Below are 21,846 nucleotides of genomic sequence, written 5' to 3'. Positions count from 1 at the left end.
TATTGCGTGCGTCATCAGGCGACGCCGAACTGCTTAAACCACGTCAGCATGCGCGCCCAGCCATCCTGCGCCGATTCGGCGTGATAGCTCGGACGATAGTCGGCGTTGAAGGCGTGGCCCGCATCGGGATAGACGACGATCTCCGCTTTGGCGTTAGCGGCGTGCAGCGCCTGACGCATCTGCTCCACGCTCTCGAGCGGAATGCCATCGTCCTGGCCGCCGTAGAGGCCCAGCACCGGCGCGCCGAGATCCACGGCGATATCGATCGGATGCTTCTGCTGCTTCATGGTTTTCTCGCCGATGAGGCGACCATACCAGGCGACGGCAGCGCGCAGCTGCGGATTGTGCGCGGCATAAAGCCAGCTGATGCGACCGCCCCAGCAGAAGCCGGTAATGCCCATGCGGCGAATATCGCCGCCGTTGCGGCCGGCCCAGTTGGCGGCATGGTCGAGATCGGAGAGCACCTGGCTGTCCGGCACTTTGCTGACCAGCTCGCTGAACAGGGTGGGGATATCGTTATAATCGTTCGGATCGCCTTCGCGGAAATAGAGTTCCGGCGCCACGGCCAGATAGCCCTCCAGCGCCAGCCGACGGCAGATATCACGGATATGCTCGTGCACGCCAAAGATCTCCTGCACCACCAGCACTACCGGCAGCGGACCGTTCGTCTCTTTCGGTCTGGCGTAGTAAGCGGGCATATTTTCGCCCTGGCTCGGCACTGAGGTTTCGCCTGCCTGGATATCCGGGCTGTCGGTGTGAATCGTGGTTGAGGCGGTCGGCTGGACTGCAGGTGCAAAGCCGCCCGTCGATGATTTTTGTGCCATATTGTCTTCGGTTTTCATTTTTTTCTCCGTGCTGGCAGTAGCGCAATCACGTAACTATAGCCTGGCCAGATGACGCCTGGACCAGAGACCGGGTACAGAGTAGGGAGCAAGCAAAAACACTCTTCTCTTTAACATTGCTGCGAAGCCCGACGCACACAGCTTGTAGCAATGGCGTTCTGAATGGCTTGGTTATGTGACTCAGATCTCATTGCTTTCTATGTAAAATGTAACTTTCATTTTTGATAGTGACTGTTATCACACAAATTTGCGCTGCGCTGACGTAGGTGGCGCGCTTCACTTCCCTGTTCAGGAGTTTGCTATGTCTGACGTTTTCCACCTTGGCCTGACCAAAGCCGATCTGCAGGGCGCGACCCTGGCAATCGTTCCCGGCGATCCGGAGCGCGTAAAGAAAATTGCCGGACTGATGGCGGATGCCCAGCCGCTGGCGTCGCACCGGGAGTTCACTTCCTGGCTGGCGAAGCTGGACGGTAAGCCAGTGGTAGTCTGCTCCACCGGTATCGGCGGCCCGTCAACCTCTATCGCAGTAGAGGAGCTGGCGCAGCTTGGCGTGCGCACCTTCCTGCGCGTCGGCACCACCGGTGCTATTCAGCCGCACATTAACGTCGGCGACGTGCTGGTGACTACCGGCGCGGTGCGCCTCGACGGTGCCAGCCAGCACTTCGCGCCGCTGGAATTCCCCGCCGTAGCGGATTTTGCCTGCACCACCGCGCTGGTCGCGGCGGCAGAAGCGAGCGGCGCGACCACCCATATCGGCGTAACCGCGTCGTCCGACACCTTCTATCCGGGCCAGGAGCGTTACGACACCTTCTCCGGCCGCGTGGCCAGCCGCTTCCAGGGCTCAATGAAGGAGTGGCAGCAGATGGGCGTGCTTAACTATGAGATGGAATCTGCGACGCTGCTGACGATGTGCGCCAGCCAGGGGCTGCGCGCGGGCATGGTGGCGGGCGTCATCGTCAATCGTACCCAGAAAGAGATCCCGGATGCGGCCGCCATGAAGCAGACCGAGAGCGATGCGGTAAAAATTGTGGTCGAAGCGGCGCGCCGTTTGTTATAACGCTTTCAGGCAGCGCTTCTGCGCGCTGCCGTTGCTCTTTACAGCAAAAGCGAGGATTGCCCGATGCGCCACACGCCGCCACGACACAAATCCGCCTTAACTGCTTCTCCCGCCGCCATGCAGGCGCGCCTTGAAAATGCCGCCGCCCGCTTTCGCCAGCATATGGCGCAGCAGGATTACGCCGCCGCCGCCAGCTGCTGCGAAGAGGTGCTGCGCATCATGCCAAATCAGATGCAGGTACTGAGCGACTATGCGCTCTGCTTGATGCGGCTTGGCCACTACAGCAAATCTTACCGCGTCTATCAGAAAATCTATCAGGCGCCGCCTGCGGTGCGCGCCACCGCTTCGGAAACCTGGCTGGACGGGCTGGCGGAGCTGTGCGGCTGGATGGGCAAGCGAGAGGCGCTGGCGAAATATGGCCTGGAAGCGCTGAACGGCGCAGACGCGCGTTTTCGCCAGGGGCAGCGTTACCCCTTCCCGGCGGCGCGGCCGGAACCGATCGACCTGACGAAACCCGAACAGAACGCGATCGCCTTCAGCCTCTATGGCGGTCAGCCGCGCTACTGCGAAACGCTGATTAAAAACGTCGAGGTCGCGCAGCAATTCTATCCCGGCTGGCGCTGCCGCATTTATCTCGATCAGAGCGTGCCGCAGCATGTGTGGCAGCGTCTCAATCAGCCGCACGTGGACCTGGTCGATATGTCGCAGGAAAAGGCGATCTACCCGACGATGTGGCGTTTTCTGGTGATGGACGATCCCGGCGTCAAACGCTTTATTATCCGTGACGCCGACTCGCTGCTGTCGGAGCGCGAAGCGGCGGCGGTCGACGCCTGGCTCGCCTCGCCGTACTGGTTCCACCATATGCGCGACTACTTTTCCCATACCGAGCTGCTGCTGGCGGGCATGTGGGGCGGCTGTAACGGCGTCTTCAGCAAGATGGCACAGGCGATGCGCGACTTTATCGCCCGCTACAGCGGCAGCGCGCGCTTTACCGATCAATATTTCCTGAAGGCGGCGCTGTGGCCGACGGTGCGCGAAAGCCTGCTGAGCCACGATGAGATTTTCCGTTTTCATCAGGCTCAGCCCTGGCCGCCGCACGCGCCGGTGCGCTGGCGCATGGAGAAATTCCACGTTGGCAGCAACGCCGGCTTTGCCAGCATGGCGGGCAAGGCGACGGTGAAAGAGGGAGAGACGCAGTTCGTGGCGTTCACCTGGGGCGGCAACGTCTTTGTCTATCCGGCGCGGGTAAAAGGGGATGAATGGCTGATGCCGATGCCCTTTTTCCTTACCGACGCATGGAAAGCGGGCGAGCTGCAGGTCAAAGCGCTATAGCGCCTGCCGTGGGGGTGAAAACCGCCCGAAAATAGTCTGGACATTCATACAGGCCGACTTTACCTTTTCCCGAGCAATGCGCGTCGCGAGGGAACCATGGATCAGCAGATTATTATTAGCGCCTGTCTGGCGCTCGCCGGACTGGGTATCGGCTGGATGCTGGCGCAGCTGCGCGCTGGCCATCAGGCCGCCAGCTTTGCCACCGAGCGGCGTTTGCAGCAGGAGGCGCAGCAGCGTCAGCAGCAGCAGCTTGAACAGCTCCAGCAACAGCTGCAGCAGCGTGAACAGGAGCTGCGCCAGCTGCACGGCGCGCTGAGCGGCGCGCAGGAGCGGCTGCAACAGCTCGACTACTGGCGCGGCGAATGCGAACAGCTTAACCGCGAGCTGCGTAACCAGCTAGAGGTCAACAGCGCGCAGGAGGCCGAGCTGCGCGAGGTAACCATCCGCCTTGAAGAGACGCGCTTCGCCGCCGAAGAGAAGCAGCGCCTGCTCACCAGCAGCGAGCAGCGCCTCAGCGCGCAGTTCGAAAATCTTGCCAACCGCATCTTCGAAAACAGCGGCCGCCGCGTCGACGAGCAGAACCGCCAGAGCCTGAACAGCCTGATCGGCCCGCTGCGCGAACAGCTGGACGGGTTTCGCCGCCAGGTGCATGACAGCTTCGGCCAGGAGGCGCGTGAGCGTCACACGCTGGCGCACGAAATCCGCCAGCTGCAGCAGCTGAATGCGCAGATGGCGCAGGAGGCGATCAACCTCACCAGGGCGCTGAAAGGCGACAACAAGATTCAGGGCAACTGGGGCGAAGTGGTGCTGAGCCGCGTGCTGGAAGCGTCAGGCCTGCGCGAAGGCCATGAGTATCAGACGCAGGTCAGTTTGCAGTCGGAACAGCAGGGCAGAATGCAACCGGATGTGATCGTGCGGCTGCCGCAGGGCAAAGATGTGGTGGTTGACGCCAAGATGACGCTGGTGGCCTATGAGCGCTACTTCAACGCGGAAGATGAAGTGACGCGCGAGCAGGCGCTTCAGGAGCATGTCGCCGCTGTGCGCAGCCATATTCGGCTGCTGGGCCGTAAAGATTATCAACAACTGGCCGGTTTACGCTCGCTCGATTATGTGTTGATGTTCATTCCGGTCGAGCCAGCCTTTCTACTGGCGATCGATCGTCAGCCAGAGCTGATCAGCGAGGCGCTGCAGCAGAACATTATGCTGGTGAGCCCGACAACGCTGCTGGTGGCGCTGCGCACCATTAACAACCTGTGGCGCTATGAGCATCAGAGCCGCAACGCGCAGCGCATCGCCGATCGCGCGGCGCGGCTTTACGACAAGATGCGACTGTTCGTCGATGATATGAGCGGCATCGGCCATAATCTGGATAAGGCGCACAACAGCTACCGCGAGGCGATGAAAAAGCTGGCGGAAGGGCGCGGCAACCTGATCGCGCAGAGCGAGGCGTTTAAATCCCTGGGCGTTGAAGTTAAACGCTCAATCAATCCGCAGTTAGTCGAGCAGGCGATGCCGGAAAAGGCATGGGATGACCATGAGGCGCCAGACGACGTTGCTGAAAGCCTGGAGACGCGTGTGAGGCGGCTCCACGAATAAGCGGGTCGTTGCGTGCCTGACTACCCTGACTCTGATACACTTCGGGAAGTATTGTTTGTGGAACAGGTAAAACCGATGGCAGATGAATCACAGCAGGAAACTACCCATTTTGGCTTTCAGACGGTCGCCAAAAGCGAAAAAGCTGACAAAGTCGCGGACGTGTTTCACTCCGTAGCGGCGAAATATGACCTGATGAACGATCTGATGTCCTTTGGCATCCATCGCATCTGGAAGCGTTTTACCATCGACAGCAGCGGCGTGCGTCGCGGTCAGCGCGTGCTCGATCTGGCAGGCGGCACCGGCGATTTGACGGCGAAGTTTTCCCGTCTGGTCGGCGACACCGGCCAGGTGGTGCTGGCGGACATCAACAGCTCCATGCTGAAAATGGGCCGCGACAAGCTGCGCAATCTCGGCGTAGTCGGCAACGTCAGCTATGTGCAGGCCAATGCCGAAGCGCTGCCCTTCCCGGATAACTATTTCGACTGCATCACCATCTCTTTCGGCCTGCGTAACGTGACGGATAAAGAGAAGGCGCTGGCGTCAATGTTCCGCGTGCTTAAGCCAGGCGGACGCCTGCTGGTGCTGGAGTTCTCTAAACCGGTGCTCGATCCTCTCAGCAAAGCCTACGACGCCTATTCGTTCCATATTCTGCCGCGCGTCGGTCAGCTGGTGGCGCAGGACGCCGAAAGCTACCGCTATCTGGCAGAGTCGATCCGCATGCATCCCGACCAGGAGACCCTGAAGGCGATGATGAACGACGCCGGATTCGAGAACACCACTTATTCCAACATGACCGGCGGCATCGTCGCGCTGCATCGTGGATTTAAGTTTTAACCGGATATGGTGATGCGCTTGACGCCCTTGATTACCGCCGGTCTTGAGACCGCGCTAAACCGCATGCTCTATCGCGATCGCGGCCTGAAAGCCGCACGTCAGCGCCTGGCAGGACAGGTGCTGACGCTACGTCTTGAGGAGCTCTCCCATCCGCTGGTGCTGGTCTTCAGCGAACAGCAGCTTGACGTGCTGAGCGACTGGCAGGACAGCAGCGACTGCACCGTGATTACGCAGCTGAAAACCCTGCCGAAGCTGCGCGATCGACAGCAGCTGACCAGCCTGATCCGCAGCGGCGAGCTGCAGGTCGAAGGCGATCTGCAGGTGGTGCAGCGCTTTTCCGCCCTCATCGATCTGGCCGAGCTGGACCCGGCCGAATATCTCGCGCCCTGGATTGGCGATATCGCCGCGCAGGGCGTCAGCCAGGCGGCGCAGCGCGCCCTGCGGCTGTTACGCGGCGAGGTCGCGCGCCGTCAGGATTATCTGGGACAGGCGTTAACCGAAGAGTGGCGCGTCGCGCCGGGCGCGCTGGAACTGGCGTGGTTTTCTGAGGAGGTAGACGCGATGGAACGTTCGCTTGATGCGCTCACGGCGCGTTTAGCGCAGCTGGAGGCGAAATGACGTTTGGAGAGATTCGCCGTTTATATTTCATCATCAGGATCTTTTTGACCTACGGTCTTGATGAACTGATCCCCCGCATGCGCCTTACCATTCCGCTGCGCCTGTGGCGCCGCACGATTTTCTGGCTGCCTAACCGTCATAAAGATGAAGAGATCGGCGTGCGTATGCGCCTGGCAATGGAGCAGCTCGGTCCGGTCTGGATTAAGTTCGGCCAGATGCTCTCCACGCGTCGCGACCTTTTTCCGCCCGTGATCGCCGATCAGCTCGCTATCCTGCAGGATCGCGTGGCGCCCTTCGACGGCGTAAAGGCCAAAGAGCAGATTGAAAAATCGATCGGCGGCCCGGTAGAAACCTGGTTCGATGATTTCGATATCAAACCGCTGGCCTCGGCATCCATTGCGCAGGTGCACACCGCCACGCTGAAATCCACCGGCAAGAAGGTCGTAATCAAGGTGATTCGCCCGGACATCCTGCCGGTGATCCGTGCGGACATGAAGCTGATCTATCGCCTGGCACGCCTGGTGGCGCGGCTGCTGCCGGACGGACGTCGTCTGCGTCCCATGGAAGTGGTGCGCGACTACGAGAAGACCCTGATCGACGAGCTGAATCTGCTGCGCGAAGCGGCCAACGCCATTCAGCTGCGCCGTAACTTCGAAGATAGCCCCATGCTCTACGTGCCGGAAGTCTATTCGGACTACTGCAGCGAAACCATGCTGGTGATGGAGCGCATTTACGGCATTCCCATCTCTGACGTGGCCACGCTGGAGCAGCACGGCGTCAACATGAAGCTGCTGGCCGAGCGCGGCGTGCAGGTCTTCTTTACGCAGGTATTCCGTGACAGCTTCTTCCATGCCGATATGCATCCCGGCAATATCTTCGTCAGCTACGACCATCCGGAAGATCCGCAATATATCGGTATCGACTGCGGCATCGTCGGCTCGCTGAACAAAGAGGATAAGCGCTATCTGGCGGAAAACTTTATCGCCTTCTTCAACCGGGACTACCGCAAAGTGGCGGAGCTGCACGTCGATTCAGGCTGGGTGCCGCCCGATACCAACGTCGAAGACTTTGAGTTCGCTATTCGCACCGTGTGCGAACCCATTTTCGAAAAGCCGCTGGCGGAAATCTCTTTCGGCCACGTGCTGCTTAACCTCTTCAGTACCGCGCGCCGCTTCAATATGGAAGTGCAGCCGCAGCTGGTGCTGCTGCAAAAAACGCTGCTCTATGTCGAAGGCATCGGCCGCCAGCTCTATCCGCAGCTCGACCTGTGGAAAACCGCCAAGCCATTCCTGGAAGAGTGGATTAAGGACCAGATTGGTCTGCCGGCAATCCTGCGCGCAGTAAAAGAAAAAGCGCCTTTCTGGGCGGAGAAGCTGCCGGAACTGCCAGAACTGTTTTATGAAAGCATGCGGCATCATAAACTTTTGCAGCACAGCGTCGATAAGCTGAGCAAGGATATGCACGCCCAGCGGACGCAACATCATAAAGCGCGCTATCTGTTCGGCGTCGGCGCCACCCTGCTGCTCAGCGGTACGGCCGTATTACTGAGCCGCCCGGACTGGGATTTCTTTCCGGCTTTGTTAATGGCGGCGGGTTTCGTTGCCTGGCTAATCGGCTGGCGCAAGACAAACTAATTGTCAGCCACGCCTGAATCGCGGTAATGTCGCAGCCTTAAGCCCGGCGTCATCAGGGCTTTTGGCTGACATTACTCTTCTTAATTTTCTCGCAACATCAGAGGCACTATCTCATGGGCGGTATCAGTATCTGGCAATTATTAATTATTGCCGTCATCGTTGTACTCCTGTTTGGCACCAATAAGTTAAAAAATCTGGGTTCCGATATCGGTTCCTCTATCAAGGGCTTTAAAAAAGCCATGAGCGATGAGGATGAGAAAAAGGATCATCCAAACCAGCAGGACGCTGATTTCAATGCCAAAACGCTGGCGGACAAACAGCAAACTTCGGCTAACAAAGAAGACGTCAAAAACGACAAGCAGGTGTAAACCGTGTTCGACATTGGTTTTAGTGAACTGGTACTGGTGTTCGTGATCGGGCTAATTGTTCTCGGCCCGCAGCGACTGCCGGTTGCGGTAAAAACCGTAGTAGGCTGGATTCGTGCGATGCGCTCGCTGGCCGCCAACGTGCAGCACGAGCTGGCGCAGGAGCTGAAACTGCAGGAGCTGCAGGATAGCCTGAAAAAGGTGGAAGAGGCGAGCCGCGGCGCCATGTCGCCGGAGCTGAAAGAGTCGATGGAAGAGCTGCGCAAGACTGCCGATTCGATGAAGCGTTCGGTTCAGCAGAGCATCGACATCGAAAAAGCCGAGGATGAAGCCAATACCATCCATGCCCCTCAGCAACGCGCGGCAGAATCCGTAACGCCAGCGACGGCCCATACTCAGGCCAGCGCGCCGGCACAGACGCCGGAAGCGGCAACGGAGGCCGCTGAAGCCGCTAAAACCGATGTGAACCCGCAGGCGGCGGTTGTTAATTCGACGCCGGCTGCGCCGCGCAGTCCGACAACAACCTCTTCTGCAAGTGATGAACGATAACCATGGCCGTTGAAGATACCCAACCGCTTATCAGCCACTTAATTGAGCTGCGTAAGCGTCTGCTGTACTGCATCGTCGCGGTGTTTGCGATTTTCATGGCGCTGATCTATTTCGCCAACGACATCTATCACCTGGTCGCTTCGCCGCTGATCAGCCAGATGCCGGCCGGCGCCAGCATGATCGCGACCGACGTTGCCTCTCCGTTTTTCACGCCGATTAAGCTCACCATCATCGTGTCGGTGTTTCTCGCGGTGCCGGTGATCCTCTATCAGGTATGGGCTTTTGTTGCGCCAGCGCTCTACCGGCATGAACGCAGGCTGGTGATGCCGCTGCTCTTCTCCAGCACCCTGCTGTTTTACGTCGGCGTCGCCTTCGCTTACTTCATCGTCTTTCCGCTGGCGTTCGGCTTCTTCGCCAAAACCGCGCCGCAGGGCGTGACCATCGCGACCGACATCACCAACTACCTCGATTTCGTCATGACGCTGTTTATGGCATTCGGCGTGGCGTTCGAGGTGCCGGTGGCGATCGTGCTGCTCTGCTGGACCGGTATCACTACGCCGGAAGATTTGAAAAAGAAACGCCCCTATATTCTGGTCGGCGCGTTCGTTGTTGGGATGCTGCTCACACCGCCGGACGTTTTCTCGCAAACTTTGCTCGCTATTCCGATGTACTGCCTGTTTGAAGTCGGCGTATTCTTTTCCCGTTACTACGTCGGGAAGGGACGGCGGGCACAGGAAGAGGAACAGGAACAGCATACCGATTCCTGACCCGTTATCAGTATCTTTCCCGCGCCTGGCGGGTAGACCCTGTTACCGAACCGCCCATCTGGGCGGTTTTTGTTTAATAAGCTATGGGAAAGATTATGTTTGATATCGGTGTAAACCTGACCAGCACGCAATTCGCCGCCGACCGCGACAAGGTGGTAAAGCGTGCGCGCGAAGCGGGCGTCACCGGCATGTTAATCACCGGGACCAATGCGCTGGAGAGCCAACAGGCGCAGCGGCTGGCCGAGCGTCAGCCCGACTTCTGCTGGTCGACGGCGGGTGTGCATCCGCATCACGCCAGCGAATGGTCGAATGAGACGGCCAATACGCTGCGGCGCCTGGCAGAGCGGCCGCAGGTGGTGGCGATTGGCGAATGCGGCCTCGATTTCAACCGCAACCTTGCTGCCCACGAGCAGCAGGAGTATGCCTTCGACGCGCAGCTGGCGCTGGCCGCCGAGCTGAATATGCCGGTTTTCCTGCACTGTCGCGAGGCGCATGACCGCTTTGCAGCGGTGCTGGCACCCTGGCTGCCGAAGCTGCCAGGCGCGGTGGTACACTGCTTTACCGGCACGCGCGACGAGCTGGAGGCCTGTCTGGCGATGGGGCTGTCGGTAGGCATTACCGGCTGGGTCTGCGATGAGCGTCGCGGTATGGCGCTGCGTGAGATGCTGCCGCTGATCCCGGCAGAGCGACTGTTGCTGGAGACGGACGCGCCCTGGCTGCTGCCGCGCGATATGCATCCGCGGCCGACGTCGCGTCGTAATGAACCCTGTTTTTTGCCGCATATCGTGCAGCAGGTGGCGAAGTGGCGCGGAGAAGAGCAGGAGGCGCTGGCGCAGCAGGTAGATCGTAACGCGCGCGCGCTGTTCCGTCTGCCCTAAAGCTTGCGGAACTGCTTGTTGTCGACGCTGCGCATTACCTGTTTATTTAGCAGGTTAAGCAGCAGCATAGAGCGCGTTTCGCCATCGGGTTCAGCGAAAATGGCGCGCAGGCCTTCAAAGGTCCCTTCGGTGATGATGACCTCATCGCCGACCTGCGGCGTTTCCGGATCGATCAGCGTTTGCGGCACGTCGGTTTGCAGCGCTTCGATAACGGCGGAAGGCACTGTCGCAGGCAGCGTGCCGAAGCGCACGAAGTGGCTGACGCCGCGCGTGCTGCTGATGGTGGTGGTATGAATCGCTTCCGGATCGAATTCGATAAAGAGGTAGTTAGGAAACAGGGGCTCACTCACGGTGGTCCGTTTGCCGCGCACCACTTTTTCCAGAGCGATCATCGGGCTGAGGCAATGCACCTCCTGCCGCTCAAGATGCTCTTTCGCGCGCAACAGCTGTCCACGTTTGCAATAGAGTAAGTACCAGGATTCCATAAATGCTCCCATTGAATGGACGCTAAGAATAGCAAACCTGCTGCCAGAGTTATAGCGCATCGCAGCGTGGAAAGATGCCGAAGCGGACAAAGTGGCCGAGGTTTCCGCAAACTGCCCGACACAAGCGGGAAAATTGACGAGCGGCGGTGCGCTGGTTCAGACTCGGGACTCATAACGTTTGCGAAAAGGATCTGCTGATGGAACTGTTTTTATTAAGCAACGGCAGGCTGGCCGACGATGCGCCGCTGCTTGGCTATGCGCAGCCGCAGCTGCATGCGATGATCGCCCAGCGCGGCATTCGTTCGGCGGTGCTGGTGCCTTACGCCATTATTCGCGGTGACCATCAACAGCGCGCCGCCGAGCTGAGCGCGTCGCTGGGCGTTACCGTGCGCTGCGTACAGGATTTCGCGACGCCGGTGGCGGCCATTGAGCAGGCGGAGCTGATTCTGGTCAGCGGCGGCAATACCTGGCTGCTGAATCAGATGCTGCACGAGAGCGGCCTGATTGTGGCGATCCAGCGCGCCGTACGCGAACGGGCGGTGCCTTACGTCGGATGGAGCGCGGGCTGCAACGTAGCGACGCCCTCGATTCGCACCACCAACGATATGCCGGTGCGCAGCAGCGTGGTGTTGCCTGCGCTGGGCCTGTTTCCGGTTCAGATCAATCCCCACTACCTTGACGCGCACGCCAGCGGGCATATGGGCGAAACCCGCGACGAACGGCTGGCGGAGTTTTGCGCCGTTAATCCCGAAGAGTCAGTGATTGCGCTGCGCGAAGGCAGTTTTCTGCATGTGCATGAAAACCAGCTCTCTTACTTCAGCGTGCGCGGCGAGGATTTTAAAGTATTCCGCCATAATCAGCCGATTCAGGCCTGCCGCGACGCGACGGCGCTGCAGGCACTGGTTCCCTTTCGCTGCGACTAAGGTTGCTGCATAAAATCCAACACGCCTTAAGAATCGGCCCTATAATGGCCGATTCACTTTGGCTGGAAGCGAAGGCCGCATGAAATATCACGATTTACGAGACTTCCTTACGCTGCTGGAACAGCGCGGCGAGTTAAAGCGCATTAGCCACGCTATCGATCCTGAGCTGGAAATGACGGAAATTGCCGACCGCACGCTGCGCGCGGGCGGACCGGCGCTGCTGTTTGAAAATCCCAAAGGCTATGACATGCCGGTGCTGTGCAACCTGTTCGGCACGCCGAAACGCGTGGCGATGGGCATGGGCCAGGAAGAGGTCAGCGCGCTGCGCGAAGTCGGCAAGCTGCTGGCGTTTCTGAAAGAGCCGGAGCCGCCGAAAGGCTTTCGCGATCTGTTCGACAAGATGCCGCAGTTCAAACAGGTGCTGAACATGCCAACCAAACGGCTGCGCAACGCGCCCTGTCAGGAAGAGGTGTTCAGCGGCGATGAGGTCGACCTGTCGCGCATTCCGGTGATGAAGTGCTGGCCTGACGACGCCGCACCGCTGATTACCTGGGGGCTGACCGTTACGCGCGGGCCGCACAAAGAGCGGCAAAATCTGGGCATCTATCGGCAGCAGGTGATTGGCAAAAATCGCCTGATTATGCGCTGGCTCTCCCATCGCGGCGGCGCGCTCGACTATCAGGAGTGGTGCCAGACCCACCCTGGCGAACGCTTCCCGGTTTCCGTCGCCCTCGGCGCCGATCCCGCCACTATTCTCGGCGCGGTAACGCCGGTGCCGGATACGCTGTCGGAGTACGCCTTCGCCGGTCTGCTGCGCGGTAATAAAACGGAAGTGGTGAAGTGCCTCTCCAACGATCTGGAAGTGCCCGCCAGCGCGGAGATCGTGCTGGAAGGTTACATTGAGCCGGGCGATATGGCGCCGGAAGGGCCCTATGGCGATCATACGGGCTACTACAATGAAGTGGATAACTTCCCGGTTTTCACCGTCACGCACGTTACGCAGCGGCAGAACGCCATCTATCACTCCACCTATACTGGCCGTCCGCCCGATGAGCCAGCGGTGCTGGGTGTCGCGCTGAACGAAGTGCTGGTGCCGATCCTGATTAAGCAGTTCCCGGAGATTGTAGATTTCTATCTGCCGCCGGAGGGCTGCTCTTATCGCCTGGCGGTGGTGACGATGAAAAAACAGTACGCAGGACACGCAAAGCGCGTGATGTTCGGCGTCTGGTCATTCCTGCGGCAGTTCATGTACACCAAATTTGTTATTGTGTGTGACGACGATGTTAACGCACGCGACTGGAACGATGTGATCTGGGCCATTACCACCCGTATGGATCCGGCACGCGACACGGTGCTGGTGGAAAACACGCCTATCGACTATCTGGACTTCGCCTCGCCGGTTTCCGGCCTGGGCTCCAAGATGGGCCTGGACGCCACCAATAAATGGCCGGGCGAGACCCAGCGCGAGTGGGGACGACCGATCGTGAAAGATCCCGCCGTCACGGCGCGCATCGACGCGATCTGGGATGACTTAGGCATCTTTACTCAGCCGCCGCAGCGCTGACGGCGCGCACAACCCTAATGACGACCCGACAGAGGGAACGCATGACGATTTTAAGCTGTAAAGTAACTTCAGTTGAAGCGATTACCGAGACCGTGTATCGCGTCCGCCTGATACCCGAAGCGGATTTTACCTTCCGCGCCGGGCAGTATTTGATGGTGGTGATGGACGAGCGCGACAAGCGTCCGTTCTCGCTCGCCTCGACGCCGATGGAAAAAGAGATTATTGAGCTGCATATCGGTGCCTCCGATCTCAATCTCTACGCCATGGCGGTGATGGATCGCATCCGCGACGACCGGCAGATCACCGTGGATATTCCGCACGGCGACGCCTGGCTGCGGGAAGAGAGCACGCGTCCGATTATCCTGATCGCTGGCGGTACCGGCTTCTCCTATGCGCGCTCTATCCTGCTGACCGCGCTGGCGCAGCAGCCGGATCGCGAAATCGCTATTTACTGGGGCGGTCGCGAACTACAGCACCTCTACGATCTCGACGAGCTCAATGCGCTGGCGGTGAAGCACCCTAATCTGCGCGTGGTGCCGGTGGTCGAACAGCCCGAAGAGGGCTGGCAGGGACGTTCCGGCACGGTGCTGACGGCGGTAATGCAGGATTTCGCCACCCTGGCGGAGCATGATATCTATATCGCCGGCCGCTTTGAGATGGCGAAGATCGCTCGTGACCGCTTCTGCGCTGAGCGCGGCGCAAAAGAAGCGCAGATGTTCGGTGACGCGTTCGCCTTTATTTGAGGCGTCAGGCAGAAAAAACCCGCCCCTGACGGGCGGGAACTGACTTCCAACGTGATCCAACGTATTACAGACGCTCAAATACGGTGGCGATGCCCTGGCCTAAGCCGATGCACATGCTGGCCAGGCCGAACTGGGCATCACGTCGTTCCATAATGTTCAGCAGCGTGGCGCTGATGCGCGCGCCGGAGCAGCCAAGCGGATGACCGAGCGCGATGGCGCCGCCGTTCAGATTCACCTTATCGTCCAGCCGATCCAGCAAACCGAGATCTTTAATGCAGGGCAGGGTCTGCGCGGCGAACGCTTCGTTCAGCTCGAATATGTCGATATCCTCCACGCTTAATCCGGCACGCTTCAGCGCCAGCTTGCTGGCAGGCACCGGACCGTAGCCCATAATCGACGGATCGCAGCCGATGACCGCCATGCTTCTGACGCGCGCGCGCGGCGTCAGCCCCAGTTCACGCGCGCGGCTTTCGCTCATTACCAGCAGCGCGGCGGCGCCGTCGGAGAGCGCCGAAGAGCTGCCCGCCGTGACCGTGCCGTTCACCGGATCGAACGCCGGCTTCAGCGCCGCCAGCCCTTCAAGGCTGGTCTCCTCGCGGATCACCTCGTCAAAATCGTAGCGCTTCAGCACGCCGTCGGCATCGTGACCGTAGGTCGGCACGATCTCCCGGCGAAAATCGCCGCGCTGCGTCGCGGCCCAGGCGCGCTGATGAGAGCGCAGCGCAAAGGCGTCCTGCTGTTCGCGGCCGATATGATGCATATGCGCCAGCATTTCGGCGGTCAGACCCATCATGCCCGCCGCTTTCGCGACCGTGCGGCCCAGTCCGGGATGAAAATCGACGCCGTGGCTCATCGGCACGTGACCCATATGTTCGACGCCGCCGACCAGGCAGGCGTGCGCGTCGCCGACCATAATGGCGCGCGCCGCATCGTGCAGCGCCTGCATCGACGATCCGCACAGGCGATTGACGGTGGTCGCCGGCACGCGATGGGGAATTTCCGCCAGCAGCGCGGCGTTGCGCGCGATATTAAAGCCCTGCTCCAGCGTCTGCTGCACGCAGCCCCACACGATGTCGTCCAGCGTGGCGGGATTTAGCGCCGGATGGCGGCTTAACAGCTCGCGCATCAGATGCGCAGAGAGATCTTCCGCGCGCACCTGACGAAAGGCGCCGCCTTTGGAACGGCCCATCGGCGTGCGGACCGCGTCAATAATCACCACATTTTCCATCTTCTGTCCTCAGGCGCTTTGCAGCGCCGCTTCGTCGATAGGTTGAACCGCCGGATACCAGCTTTCGCGCTGATGCGCCTTCTGCAGGAGCAGGTCAGGCAGCTGGTAGAGCGCGCCCAGATCGCCGTAGCGTCTGGCCTGATCCACCACGTTGCCGTTGCCGAGCGTGTCGAGATAGCGCAGCGCGCCGCCGCGGAACGGCGGAAAGCCGAGGCCGTAGACCAGCGCCATATCGGCTTCGGCCGGCGAGGCGACGATCTTCTCCTCCAGGCAGCGCACCACTTCGTTCAGCATCGGGATCATCATGCGATTAAGGATCTCTTCGTCGCTGAAGACGCGCGTAGCGGCGCAAACAGGGTTAAGCAGCGCGTCCACCTCGGGATCGACCGCTTTTTTCGCTTTGCCTTTGCGATCCGTCTCCCAGCGGTAAAAGCCTTTGCCGTTCTTCTGGCCATAGCGTCCCGCATCGAACAGAACGTCGATAGCGTCGCGGTACTCTTTCTGCATGCGCGTCGGAAAACCTTCCGCCATCACGCGCTGCGCGTGATGCGCGGTATCGATGCCGACCACGTCCAGCAGCCACGCCGGGCCCATCGGCCAGCCGAACTGCTTTTCCATCACCTTATCGATCTGACGGAAGTCCGCGCCGTCGCGCAGCAGCAGGCCGAAGGCGGCGAAGTAGGGGAAAAGCACGCGGTTGACGAAGAAGCCAGGACAGTCATTGACGACGATCGGCGTCTTGCCCATTTTGCTCGCCCAGGCCACCACTTTGCCGATGGTGGCGTCGCTGCTCTTCTCGCCGCGCACCACCTCTACCAGCGGCATACGCGGCACCGGGTTGAAGAAGTGCATGCCGCAGAAATTTTCCGGACGCTGCAGCGCCTGAGCCAGCTGGCTGATGGGGATCGTCGAGGTATTGGAAGCGAGTACCGCATCCGCGCGCAGATGCTGTTCGGTTTCCGCCAGCACTTTCGCTTTGACCTGCGGATTCTCGACCACCGCTTCGACCACGATATCGGCGCGCTCGAAACCGGCATAGTCGAGCGTAGGCTGGATCATGGCAATGGTGCTGGCCAGCTTGCCGCCGTCGATCTTGCCGCGCTCCAGCTGTTTATTCAGCAGCTTGCTCGCCTCGTTCATGCCCAGCGTCAGCGCCTGCGGCTGAATATCCTTCATCTTCACCGGCACGCCTTTCCACGCCGACTGATAGCTGATGCCGCCGCCCATAATGCCCGCGCCCAGCACCGCCGCCTGTTCCGGCGCGCTGCTGGCGCTGGCGTACTTTTTCGCCAGCCCTTTGACATACTGATCGTTAAGGAAAATGCCGACCAGCGCCCGCGCTTCATCGCTCTGCGCCAGCGGCACGAAGGCGGCGGTTTCCAGCTTCAGCGCATCGTCGCGCCCCAGCGCGGCGGCGGCCTCGATGGTTTTAACCGCAGCGAGCGGTGCGGGATAGTGTTTGCCTGCGGTTTGCAGCACGACGTTTTTAGCCACGGTAAAGCTCATGGCGGCTTCAATCGGGCTGAGGCGCAGCGGCGCCAGCTTCGGCGCGCGGCGCGCCTGCCAGTCGCCCTGCGCGATAGCTTCCTTCAGCATGGCGAGCGCGGCGGCGCACAGCTTATCGCTGCTGACCACCGCATCGACCAGCCCGAGCTTAAGCGCGCTGGCGCCGTCGACATCTTTTCCGGCGGCGATAATCTCCAGCGCGGCGTCGGCGCCCAGCAGGCGCGGCAGGCGTACGCTACCGCCGAAGCCCGGCATAATACCCAGCCGCGTTTCCGGCAGACCGATGCGCGCGCCAGGCGTAGCGACGCGCAGATCGGTCGCCAGAATGCATTCGCACCCGCCGCCCAGCGCGTAGCCGTCTATCGCGGCGATGGTCGGCACCGGCAGATCTTCCAGCCGGTTAAAGATGCTGTTGGCGAAAGCGAGCCACTGGCTGAGCTTTTCCGTCGGCGCGTCGAACAGCGAGAGAAATTCGGTAATATCGGCGCCGACGATAAAGGCGGGCTTAGCCGAGCTTAGCAGTACGCCGCGCAGCGAGGTTTGCTGCTCCAGCACGCCAATCGCTTCGCCAAGGCTGGCGACGGTGCGGGTGTCGAGTTTATTGACTGAGCCGGGGGCGTCGAACTGCAGCTCAGCGACGCCGTCCTCGAGCCAGCGCAGGGAAAGGGTATCGCCTTGGTAGAGCATGTGCGTCTCCTGATCGCGAAAAGGGATCTGGTCATACCAGATGATCAGGAGTGTGGGATTCGTGTTAATTTTTTGCAAACCAAAGTTTGCTTATTTGCTAACAGGATCACAGCGTTGGGAACGCGGCGTTCAGGCGGCGGCTGTGCTACACTGCGGCGATTTTCGCGACACGGGAGAGCGAGCAATGGATTCACTGAAAACGCTGTATCAGACGCATATCGCCATGCTGCAACAGCGGGCGCAGCAGGTGCTGACGCGCAATAAACTGGATGCGATGTTGATTCATTCCGGCGAACTGCTGACGGTTTTTCTCGACGATCATGACTATCCCTTTAAGGTGAATCCTCAGTTCAAAGCCTGGGTGCCGGTCACGCAGGTGCCGAACTGCTGGCTCTGGATCGACGGCGTCAATAAGCCGAAACTCTGGTTCTACTCGCCGGTTGATTACTGGCATAACGTCGAGCCGCTGCCGAACAGCTTCTGGACCGAAGCCGTCGACGTGGTCGGGCTGAAAAGCGCCGACGAGATTGGGCAACTGCTGCCCGCGCAGCGCGAGAATGTCGCCTATATCGGGCCGGTGGTGCATCGCGCCGCGCAGCTCGGCATCAGCGCCGACAACACTAACCCGAAAGCGGTGATCGATTTTCTTCACTACCACCGCAGCATTAAAACCGATTACGAGCTGGCCTGCATGCGCGAGGCGCAAAAGCTCGCTGTCGCTGGACACCGCGCCGCGAAAGAGGCCTTTTTCTCTGGCCTCAGCGAGTTCGATATCAATCAGGCCTACCTGACGGCGACTGGCCATCGCGATATCGACGTGCCCTACGGCAATATCGTCGCCCTTAACGAACATGCCGCCGTGCTGCATTACACCCGGCTTGATCACCTGCCGCCGGCGAAGCGTCACAGCTTCCTGATCGACGCGGGAGCGGAATACCTTGGCTACGCTGCCGATTTAACGCGCAGCTACGCAGCGCAGAAGGATTCGCTTTACGCCAGCCTGGTCGCGGCGATGAACAGCGAAGAGCTGGCGCTGATCGGCACGCTGAAAGCGGGCGTACGCTACACCGACTATCATCTGCAGATGCATCAGCGCATTGCGAAGCTGCTGCTAAAGTTCGACCTGGCGCAAGGCATCAGCGAAGAGGCGCTGGTGGCGGAGAACATCACCGGCCCCTTTATGCCGCACGGGCTGGGTCATCCGCTCGGATTGCAGGTTCATGACGTCGCAGGCTTTATGCAGGATGAAGCGGGTACCCATCTCGCGGCGCCGGCGCAGTACCCTTATCTGCGCTGCACGCGCGTGCTGGAGCCGGGCATGGTGCTGACCATCGAGCCAGGCTTCTATATCATCGAGTCGCTGCTGGCGCCGCTGCGTGAAGGTCGATTCAGCCAGTATCTTAACTGGCAGGCGATTGACGCGCTGAAGCCTTACGGCGGCATCCGCATTGAAGACAACGTGGTGGTGCATGCCAACCGCATTGAGAACATGACGCGCGATCTGCACCTTGCCTGATGGACGCTTACGATATTCCCGCTGATGCCGTCAGCATCAGCGAGGAGACGATTAAGAAAAGCCGCTTTATTACGCTGCTGGCCCATACCGACGGCGTAGAAGCGGCGCGCGCCTTTGTTCAGCAGGTGAAAAGCGAACATCCCGACGCGCGCCACCACTGCTGGGCCTGGGTCGCGGGCGCGCCGCACGATTCGCAGCAGCTGGGCTTCTCCGATGACGGCGAACCCTCCGGCACGGCGGGAAAACCGATGCTGGCGCAGCTGATGGGCGCGGATATCGGCGAGATCACCGCGGTGGTGGTGCGTTACTATGGCGGCATCATGCTCGGCACCGGTGGGCTGGTAAAAGCCTACGGTGGCGGCGTACAGCAAGGACTCAGGCAGCTGGCGCGCACGCGCAAAGTGCCGATGAAGCGCTATGCGCTAAAGTGCGACTATGCTCAACTCGGCGATATCGAACGTCTGCTGGGCAGGTTCGACGGCCGCATCGATGAGATTGTCTACCTTGACCACATCGCGCTGACGCTGGCGCTGCCCTATGCGCATATCGAGGCGTTCAAACAAACGCTTTCTGACTTTAGCCGGGGCGCGCTGAGCCTCGACCCGTTAACACCCTGACAACTCTTTTCTAAGGAACGGCTGAATGCATTTTCGCGCCATTACTCGCATTGTCGGTCTGCTGGTAATCCTCTTTTCCGTCACCATGATTGTGCCGGGACTGGTGGCTTTGATTTATCGCGACGGCGCCGGGCGCGCGTTTAGCCAGACCTTTTTGATGGCGCTGGCGATCGGCTCGCTGCTGTGGTGGCCGAACCGCAAACAGCGCACCGAGCTGAAGCCGCGCGAAGGCTTCCTGATCGTCGTGCTGTTCTGGACGGTGCTCGGCAGCGTGGGGGCGATGCCTTTTATCTTCGCCGAGCAGCCGCATCTCTCCGTAACCGACGCGTTCTTTGAATCTTTTTCCGGCCTGACCACTACCGGCGCAACTACGCTGGTGGGGCTCGACAGCATGCCGAAAGCCATTCTCTTTTACCGGCAAATGCTGCAATGGCTGGGCGGGATGGGAATCATTGTGCTGGCGGTGGCAATTCTCCCTATTCTGGGCGTCGGCGGCATGCAGCTCTACCGCGCGGAAATGCCGGGACCGCTAAAAGACAATAAGATGCGCCCGCGAATTGCGGAAACCGCCAAAACGCTGTGGCTGATCTATGTGCTGCTGACGGTCGCCTGCGCGGTGGCGCTCTGGCTGGCGGGCATGCCGCTGTTCGATGCGATAGGGCACAGTTTCTCTACTATTGCCATCGGCGGATTTTCAACGCACGACGCCAGCATCGGCTATTTCAACAGCGGCACCATCAATACCATTGTCGCTGTCTTTCTGCTGATCTCCGGCTGTAACTACGGCCTGCACTTCTCGCTGCTCAGCAATCGCAACCTGCGCGTCTACTGGCGCGACCCAGAATTTCGCACCTTTATTGGCGTGCAGCTGACGCTGGTGGTCATCTGTACGCTGGTGCTCTGGTTTCATAACGTATACGCCAGCGGCTGGCAAACGCTTAATCAGGCCTTCTTCCAGGTCGTTTCGATGGCGACTACGGCAGGATTCACTACCGACAGCATTGCGCGCTGGCCGCTGTTCCTGCCTGTGCTGCTGCTCTGTTCTGCTTTTATCGGCGGCATGGCGGGATCGACCGGCGGGGGGCTGAAGGTGATCCGCATTCTGCTGCTCTGTAAGCAGGGCTCGCGCGAGCTGAAGCGTCTGGTGCACCCGAATGCGGTTTATACCATTAAGCTTGGCAATCGCGCGCTGCCGGAACGCATTCTGGAAGCGGTGTGGGGATTCTTCTCGGCCTATGCGCTGGTGTTTCTGGTCAGCATGCTGGCGATTATCGCCACCGGCGTCGATGACTTTTCCGCCTTTGCGGCGGTTGCGGCGACCCTGAACAACCTGGGACCCGGCCTGGGGGTAGTGGCGGATAACTTTACGTCAATGAATGATGTGGCGAAATGGATCCTGATCTCGACCATGCTGTTCGGGCGTCTTGAAGTCTTTACCTTATTAGTCCTCTTTACGCCGACCTTCTGGCGTGAATAAGCAAAACAGGAAGTCACGATGAAAGCGTTAATTCTCTTTTCCAGCCGCGACGGGCAAGCGCGCGAAATTGCCTCTTATATTGCTAATGAAATGAAAGCGCGGCAGGCGTGCGACGTCCTCAATATTTTGCATGCCGATTCGATTGACTGGGCGCAATACGATCGCGTGCTGATTGGTGCCTCAATTCGCTACGGCAATTTCCATCCGGCAGTGGCGAAATTCGTTAAGACACATCTGCGTGAATTGCAGATGCGCGTAAGCGGCTTTTTTTGCGTGAATCTGACCGCGCGCAAACCGGAGAAGCGCTCGCCGCAGACCAACACCTATACGCGTAAGTTCTTACAGCAGTCGCCGTGGCAGCCAGACTGCTGCGCAGTGTTCGCCGGCGCGCTGCGCTATCCGCGCTACCGCTGGTTCGACCGGGTGATGATCCAGCTGATTATGCGCATGACCGGCGGAGAAACGGATAAGACGAAAGAGGTGGAGTATACCGACTGGCATCAGGTGGGGCGCTTTGCGCAGGAATTCGCTCAATTGCCCGCCAAATCGGCGTGATTAACAGCGATCTGCTGAAAATTAATGCGAACGAGAATTTTTTTTAAATTAGCACTTGTCAGCCCGGAAGAAC

The 21,846-nt window shown here is 59.9% G+C and carries 21 protein-coding genes; 17 read left to right on the top strand and 4 right to left on the bottom strand.

The features are described 5' to 3' along the window. Window positions 1-14: 14 nt before the first annotated feature. Entirely contained in the window at window positions 15-842 is an 828-nt protein-coding gene (locus tag Q9R34_RS09840; protein ID WP_485893347.1) for a dienelactone hydrolase family protein, read from the bottom strand. 301 nt (window positions 843-1,143) lie between these two features. Between Q9R34_RS09840 and udp the strand changes: the two genes are divergently transcribed. The 10 genes from udp (at window position 1,144) to tatD (ending at window position 10,472) form a co-directional block, all read left to right on the top strand. Next, entirely contained in the window at window positions 1,144-1,899 is a 756-nt protein-coding gene (gene udp / locus Q9R34_RS09835) for a uridine phosphorylase (RefSeq protein WP_485893345.1), read from the top strand. A 63-nt stretch (window positions 1,900-1,962) separates the two neighbouring features. Further along, window positions 1,963-3,231 (top strand): tetratricopeptide repeat protein, encoded by a 1,269-nt coding sequence (locus Q9R34_RS09830; protein WP_485893343.1) that lies wholly within the window; start codon window positions 1,963-1,965, stop codon window positions 3,229-3,231. Between the two features lie 96 nt (window positions 3,232-3,327). Then, complete coding sequence (gene rmuC / locus Q9R34_RS09825) at window positions 3,328-4,827, top strand: DNA recombination protein RmuC (RefSeq protein ID WP_434126542.1); 1,500 nt, start codon at window positions 3,328-3,330, stop codon at window positions 4,825-4,827. A gap of 75 nt (window positions 4,828-4,902) precedes the next feature. Beyond that, complete coding sequence (ubiE, locus tag Q9R34_RS09820) at window positions 4,903-5,661, top strand: bifunctional demethylmenaquinone methyltransferase/2-methoxy-6-polyprenyl-1,4-benzoquinol methylase UbiE (RefSeq protein ID WP_103797471.1); 759 nt, start codon at window positions 4,903-4,905, stop codon at window positions 5,659-5,661. A 12-nt stretch (window positions 5,662-5,673) separates the two neighbouring features. Further along, window positions 5,674-6,279 carry a ubiquinone biosynthesis protein UbiJ gene (gene ubiJ / locus Q9R34_RS09815; protein ID WP_485893340.1) on the top strand — a complete coding sequence of 202 codons (606 nt, stop codon included), beginning with the start codon at window positions 5,674-5,676 and terminating at the stop codon, window positions 6,277-6,279. Next, on the top strand, window positions 6,276-7,913 hold the full coding sequence (ubiB, locus tag Q9R34_RS09810) for a ubiquinone biosynthesis regulatory protein kinase UbiB (protein ID WP_434126537.1): 1,638 nt from the start codon (window positions 6,276-6,278) through the stop codon (window positions 7,911-7,913). The genes ubiJ and ubiB overlap by 4 nt, the downstream gene beginning before the upstream one ends. Window positions 7,914-8,026: 113 nt before the next feature. Beyond that, the gene (tatA, locus tag Q9R34_RS09805; RefSeq protein WP_033754649.1) at window positions 8,027-8,281 is read left to right on the top strand and encodes a Sec-independent protein translocase subunit TatA; all 255 of its coding nucleotides are present in this window, start codon (window positions 8,027-8,029) and stop codon (window positions 8,279-8,281) included. A gap of 3 nt (window positions 8,282-8,284) precedes the next feature. After that, window positions 8,285-8,827, top strand: a complete 543-nt coding sequence (gene tatB / locus Q9R34_RS09800) for a Sec-independent protein translocase protein TatB (RefSeq protein WP_485893337.1) — start codon at window positions 8,285-8,287, stop codon at window positions 8,825-8,827. A gap of 2 nt (window positions 8,828-8,829) precedes the next feature. Continuing rightward, window positions 8,830-9,594 carry a Sec-independent protein translocase subunit TatC gene (gene tatC / locus Q9R34_RS09795; RefSeq protein ID WP_434126533.1) on the top strand — a complete coding sequence of 255 codons (765 nt, stop codon included), beginning with the start codon at window positions 8,830-8,832 and terminating at the stop codon, window positions 9,592-9,594. 95 nt (window positions 9,595-9,689) lie between these two features. After that, a complete protein-coding gene (gene tatD, locus Q9R34_RS09790; RefSeq protein WP_434126531.1) occupies window positions 9,690-10,472 on the top strand; it encodes a 3'-5' ssDNA/RNA exonuclease TatD in 783 nt (260 codons plus the stop codon). Here tatD and rfaH read toward each other — a convergent pair. Next, on the bottom strand, window positions 10,469-10,957 hold the full coding sequence (gene rfaH / locus Q9R34_RS09785; protein ID WP_033754660.1) for a transcription/translation regulatory transformer protein RfaH: 489 nt from the start codon (window positions 10,955-10,957) through the stop codon (window positions 10,469-10,471). The genes tatD and rfaH overlap by 4 nt on opposite strands. Before the next feature lie 197 nt (window positions 10,958-11,154). On the opposite strand from rfaH, the gene pepE reads away from it, so the two are divergent. From pepE to fre, 3 genes are all read left to right on the top strand, one after another. Continuing rightward, complete coding sequence (pepE, locus tag Q9R34_RS09780) at window positions 11,155-11,880, top strand: dipeptidase PepE (RefSeq protein WP_485893334.1); 726 nt, start codon at window positions 11,155-11,157, stop codon at window positions 11,878-11,880. Window positions 11,881-11,959: 79 nt separating this feature from the next. Further along, window positions 11,960-13,444, top strand: a complete 1,485-nt coding sequence (gene ubiD, locus Q9R34_RS09775; protein WP_485893332.1) for a 4-hydroxy-3-polyprenylbenzoate decarboxylase — start codon at window positions 11,960-11,962, stop codon at window positions 13,442-13,444. Between the two features lie 41 nt (window positions 13,445-13,485). After that, window positions 13,486-14,187: an NAD(P)H-flavin reductase gene (gene fre / locus Q9R34_RS09770; protein WP_434126525.1), complete on the top strand. Its 702-nt coding sequence runs from the start codon at window positions 13,486-13,488 to the stop codon at window positions 14,185-14,187. Window positions 14,188-14,251: 64 nt separating this feature from the next. Here fre and fadA read toward each other — a convergent pair whose 3' ends face one another. Both fadA and fadB read right to left on the bottom strand, forming a co-directional pair. After that, a complete protein-coding gene (gene fadA / locus Q9R34_RS09765; protein ID WP_048786990.1) occupies window positions 14,252-15,415 on the bottom strand; it encodes an acetyl-CoA C-acyltransferase FadA in 1,164 nt (387 codons plus the stop codon). 9 nt (window positions 15,416-15,424) lie between these two features. Next, a complete protein-coding gene (fadB, locus tag Q9R34_RS09760) occupies window positions 15,425-17,608 on the bottom strand; it encodes a fatty acid oxidation complex subunit alpha FadB (protein WP_485893329.1) in 2,184 nt (727 codons plus the stop codon). A gap of 184 nt (window positions 17,609-17,792) precedes the next feature. Here fadB and pepQ point away from each other — a divergent pair, with 184 nt between their 5' ends. Genes pepQ through hemG form a run of 4 tightly spaced genes read left to right on the top strand, consistent with a single transcriptional unit; the run spans window position 17,793 to window position 21,773 of the window. Then, window positions 17,793-19,124, top strand: a complete 1,332-nt coding sequence (gene pepQ, locus Q9R34_RS09755; protein WP_485893327.1) for a Xaa-Pro dipeptidase — start codon at window positions 17,793-17,795, stop codon at window positions 19,122-19,124. After that, on the top strand, window positions 19,124-19,741 hold the full coding sequence (locus Q9R34_RS09750; RefSeq protein ID WP_033754674.1) for an IMPACT family protein: 618 nt from the start codon (window positions 19,124-19,126) through the stop codon (window positions 19,739-19,741). The genes pepQ and Q9R34_RS09750 overlap by 1 nt, the downstream gene beginning before the upstream one ends. Before the next feature lie 25 nt (window positions 19,742-19,766). Then, window positions 19,767-21,218: a Trk system potassium transporter TrkH gene (gene trkH, locus Q9R34_RS09745; RefSeq protein WP_434126515.1), complete on the top strand. Its 1,452-nt coding sequence runs from the start codon at window positions 19,767-19,769 to the stop codon at window positions 21,216-21,218. Between the two features lie 18 nt (window positions 21,219-21,236). Then, window positions 21,237-21,773 (top strand): menaquinone-dependent protoporphyrinogen IX dehydrogenase, encoded by a 537-nt coding sequence (hemG, locus tag Q9R34_RS09740; protein WP_485893324.1) that lies wholly within the window; start codon window positions 21,237-21,239, stop codon window positions 21,771-21,773. Window positions 21,774-21,846 lie beyond the last annotated feature (73 nt).

It is taken from the genome of Enterobacter sp. BRE11, assembly GCF_031844285.1.
In the GTDB taxonomy this organism is placed as follows: domain Bacteria; phylum Pseudomonadota; class Gammaproteobacteria; order Enterobacterales; family Enterobacteriaceae; genus Pantoea.
The sequence above is the reverse complement of the archived record's forward strand: the minus strand, read 5'-3'. Positions and strand labels throughout refer to the sequence as shown.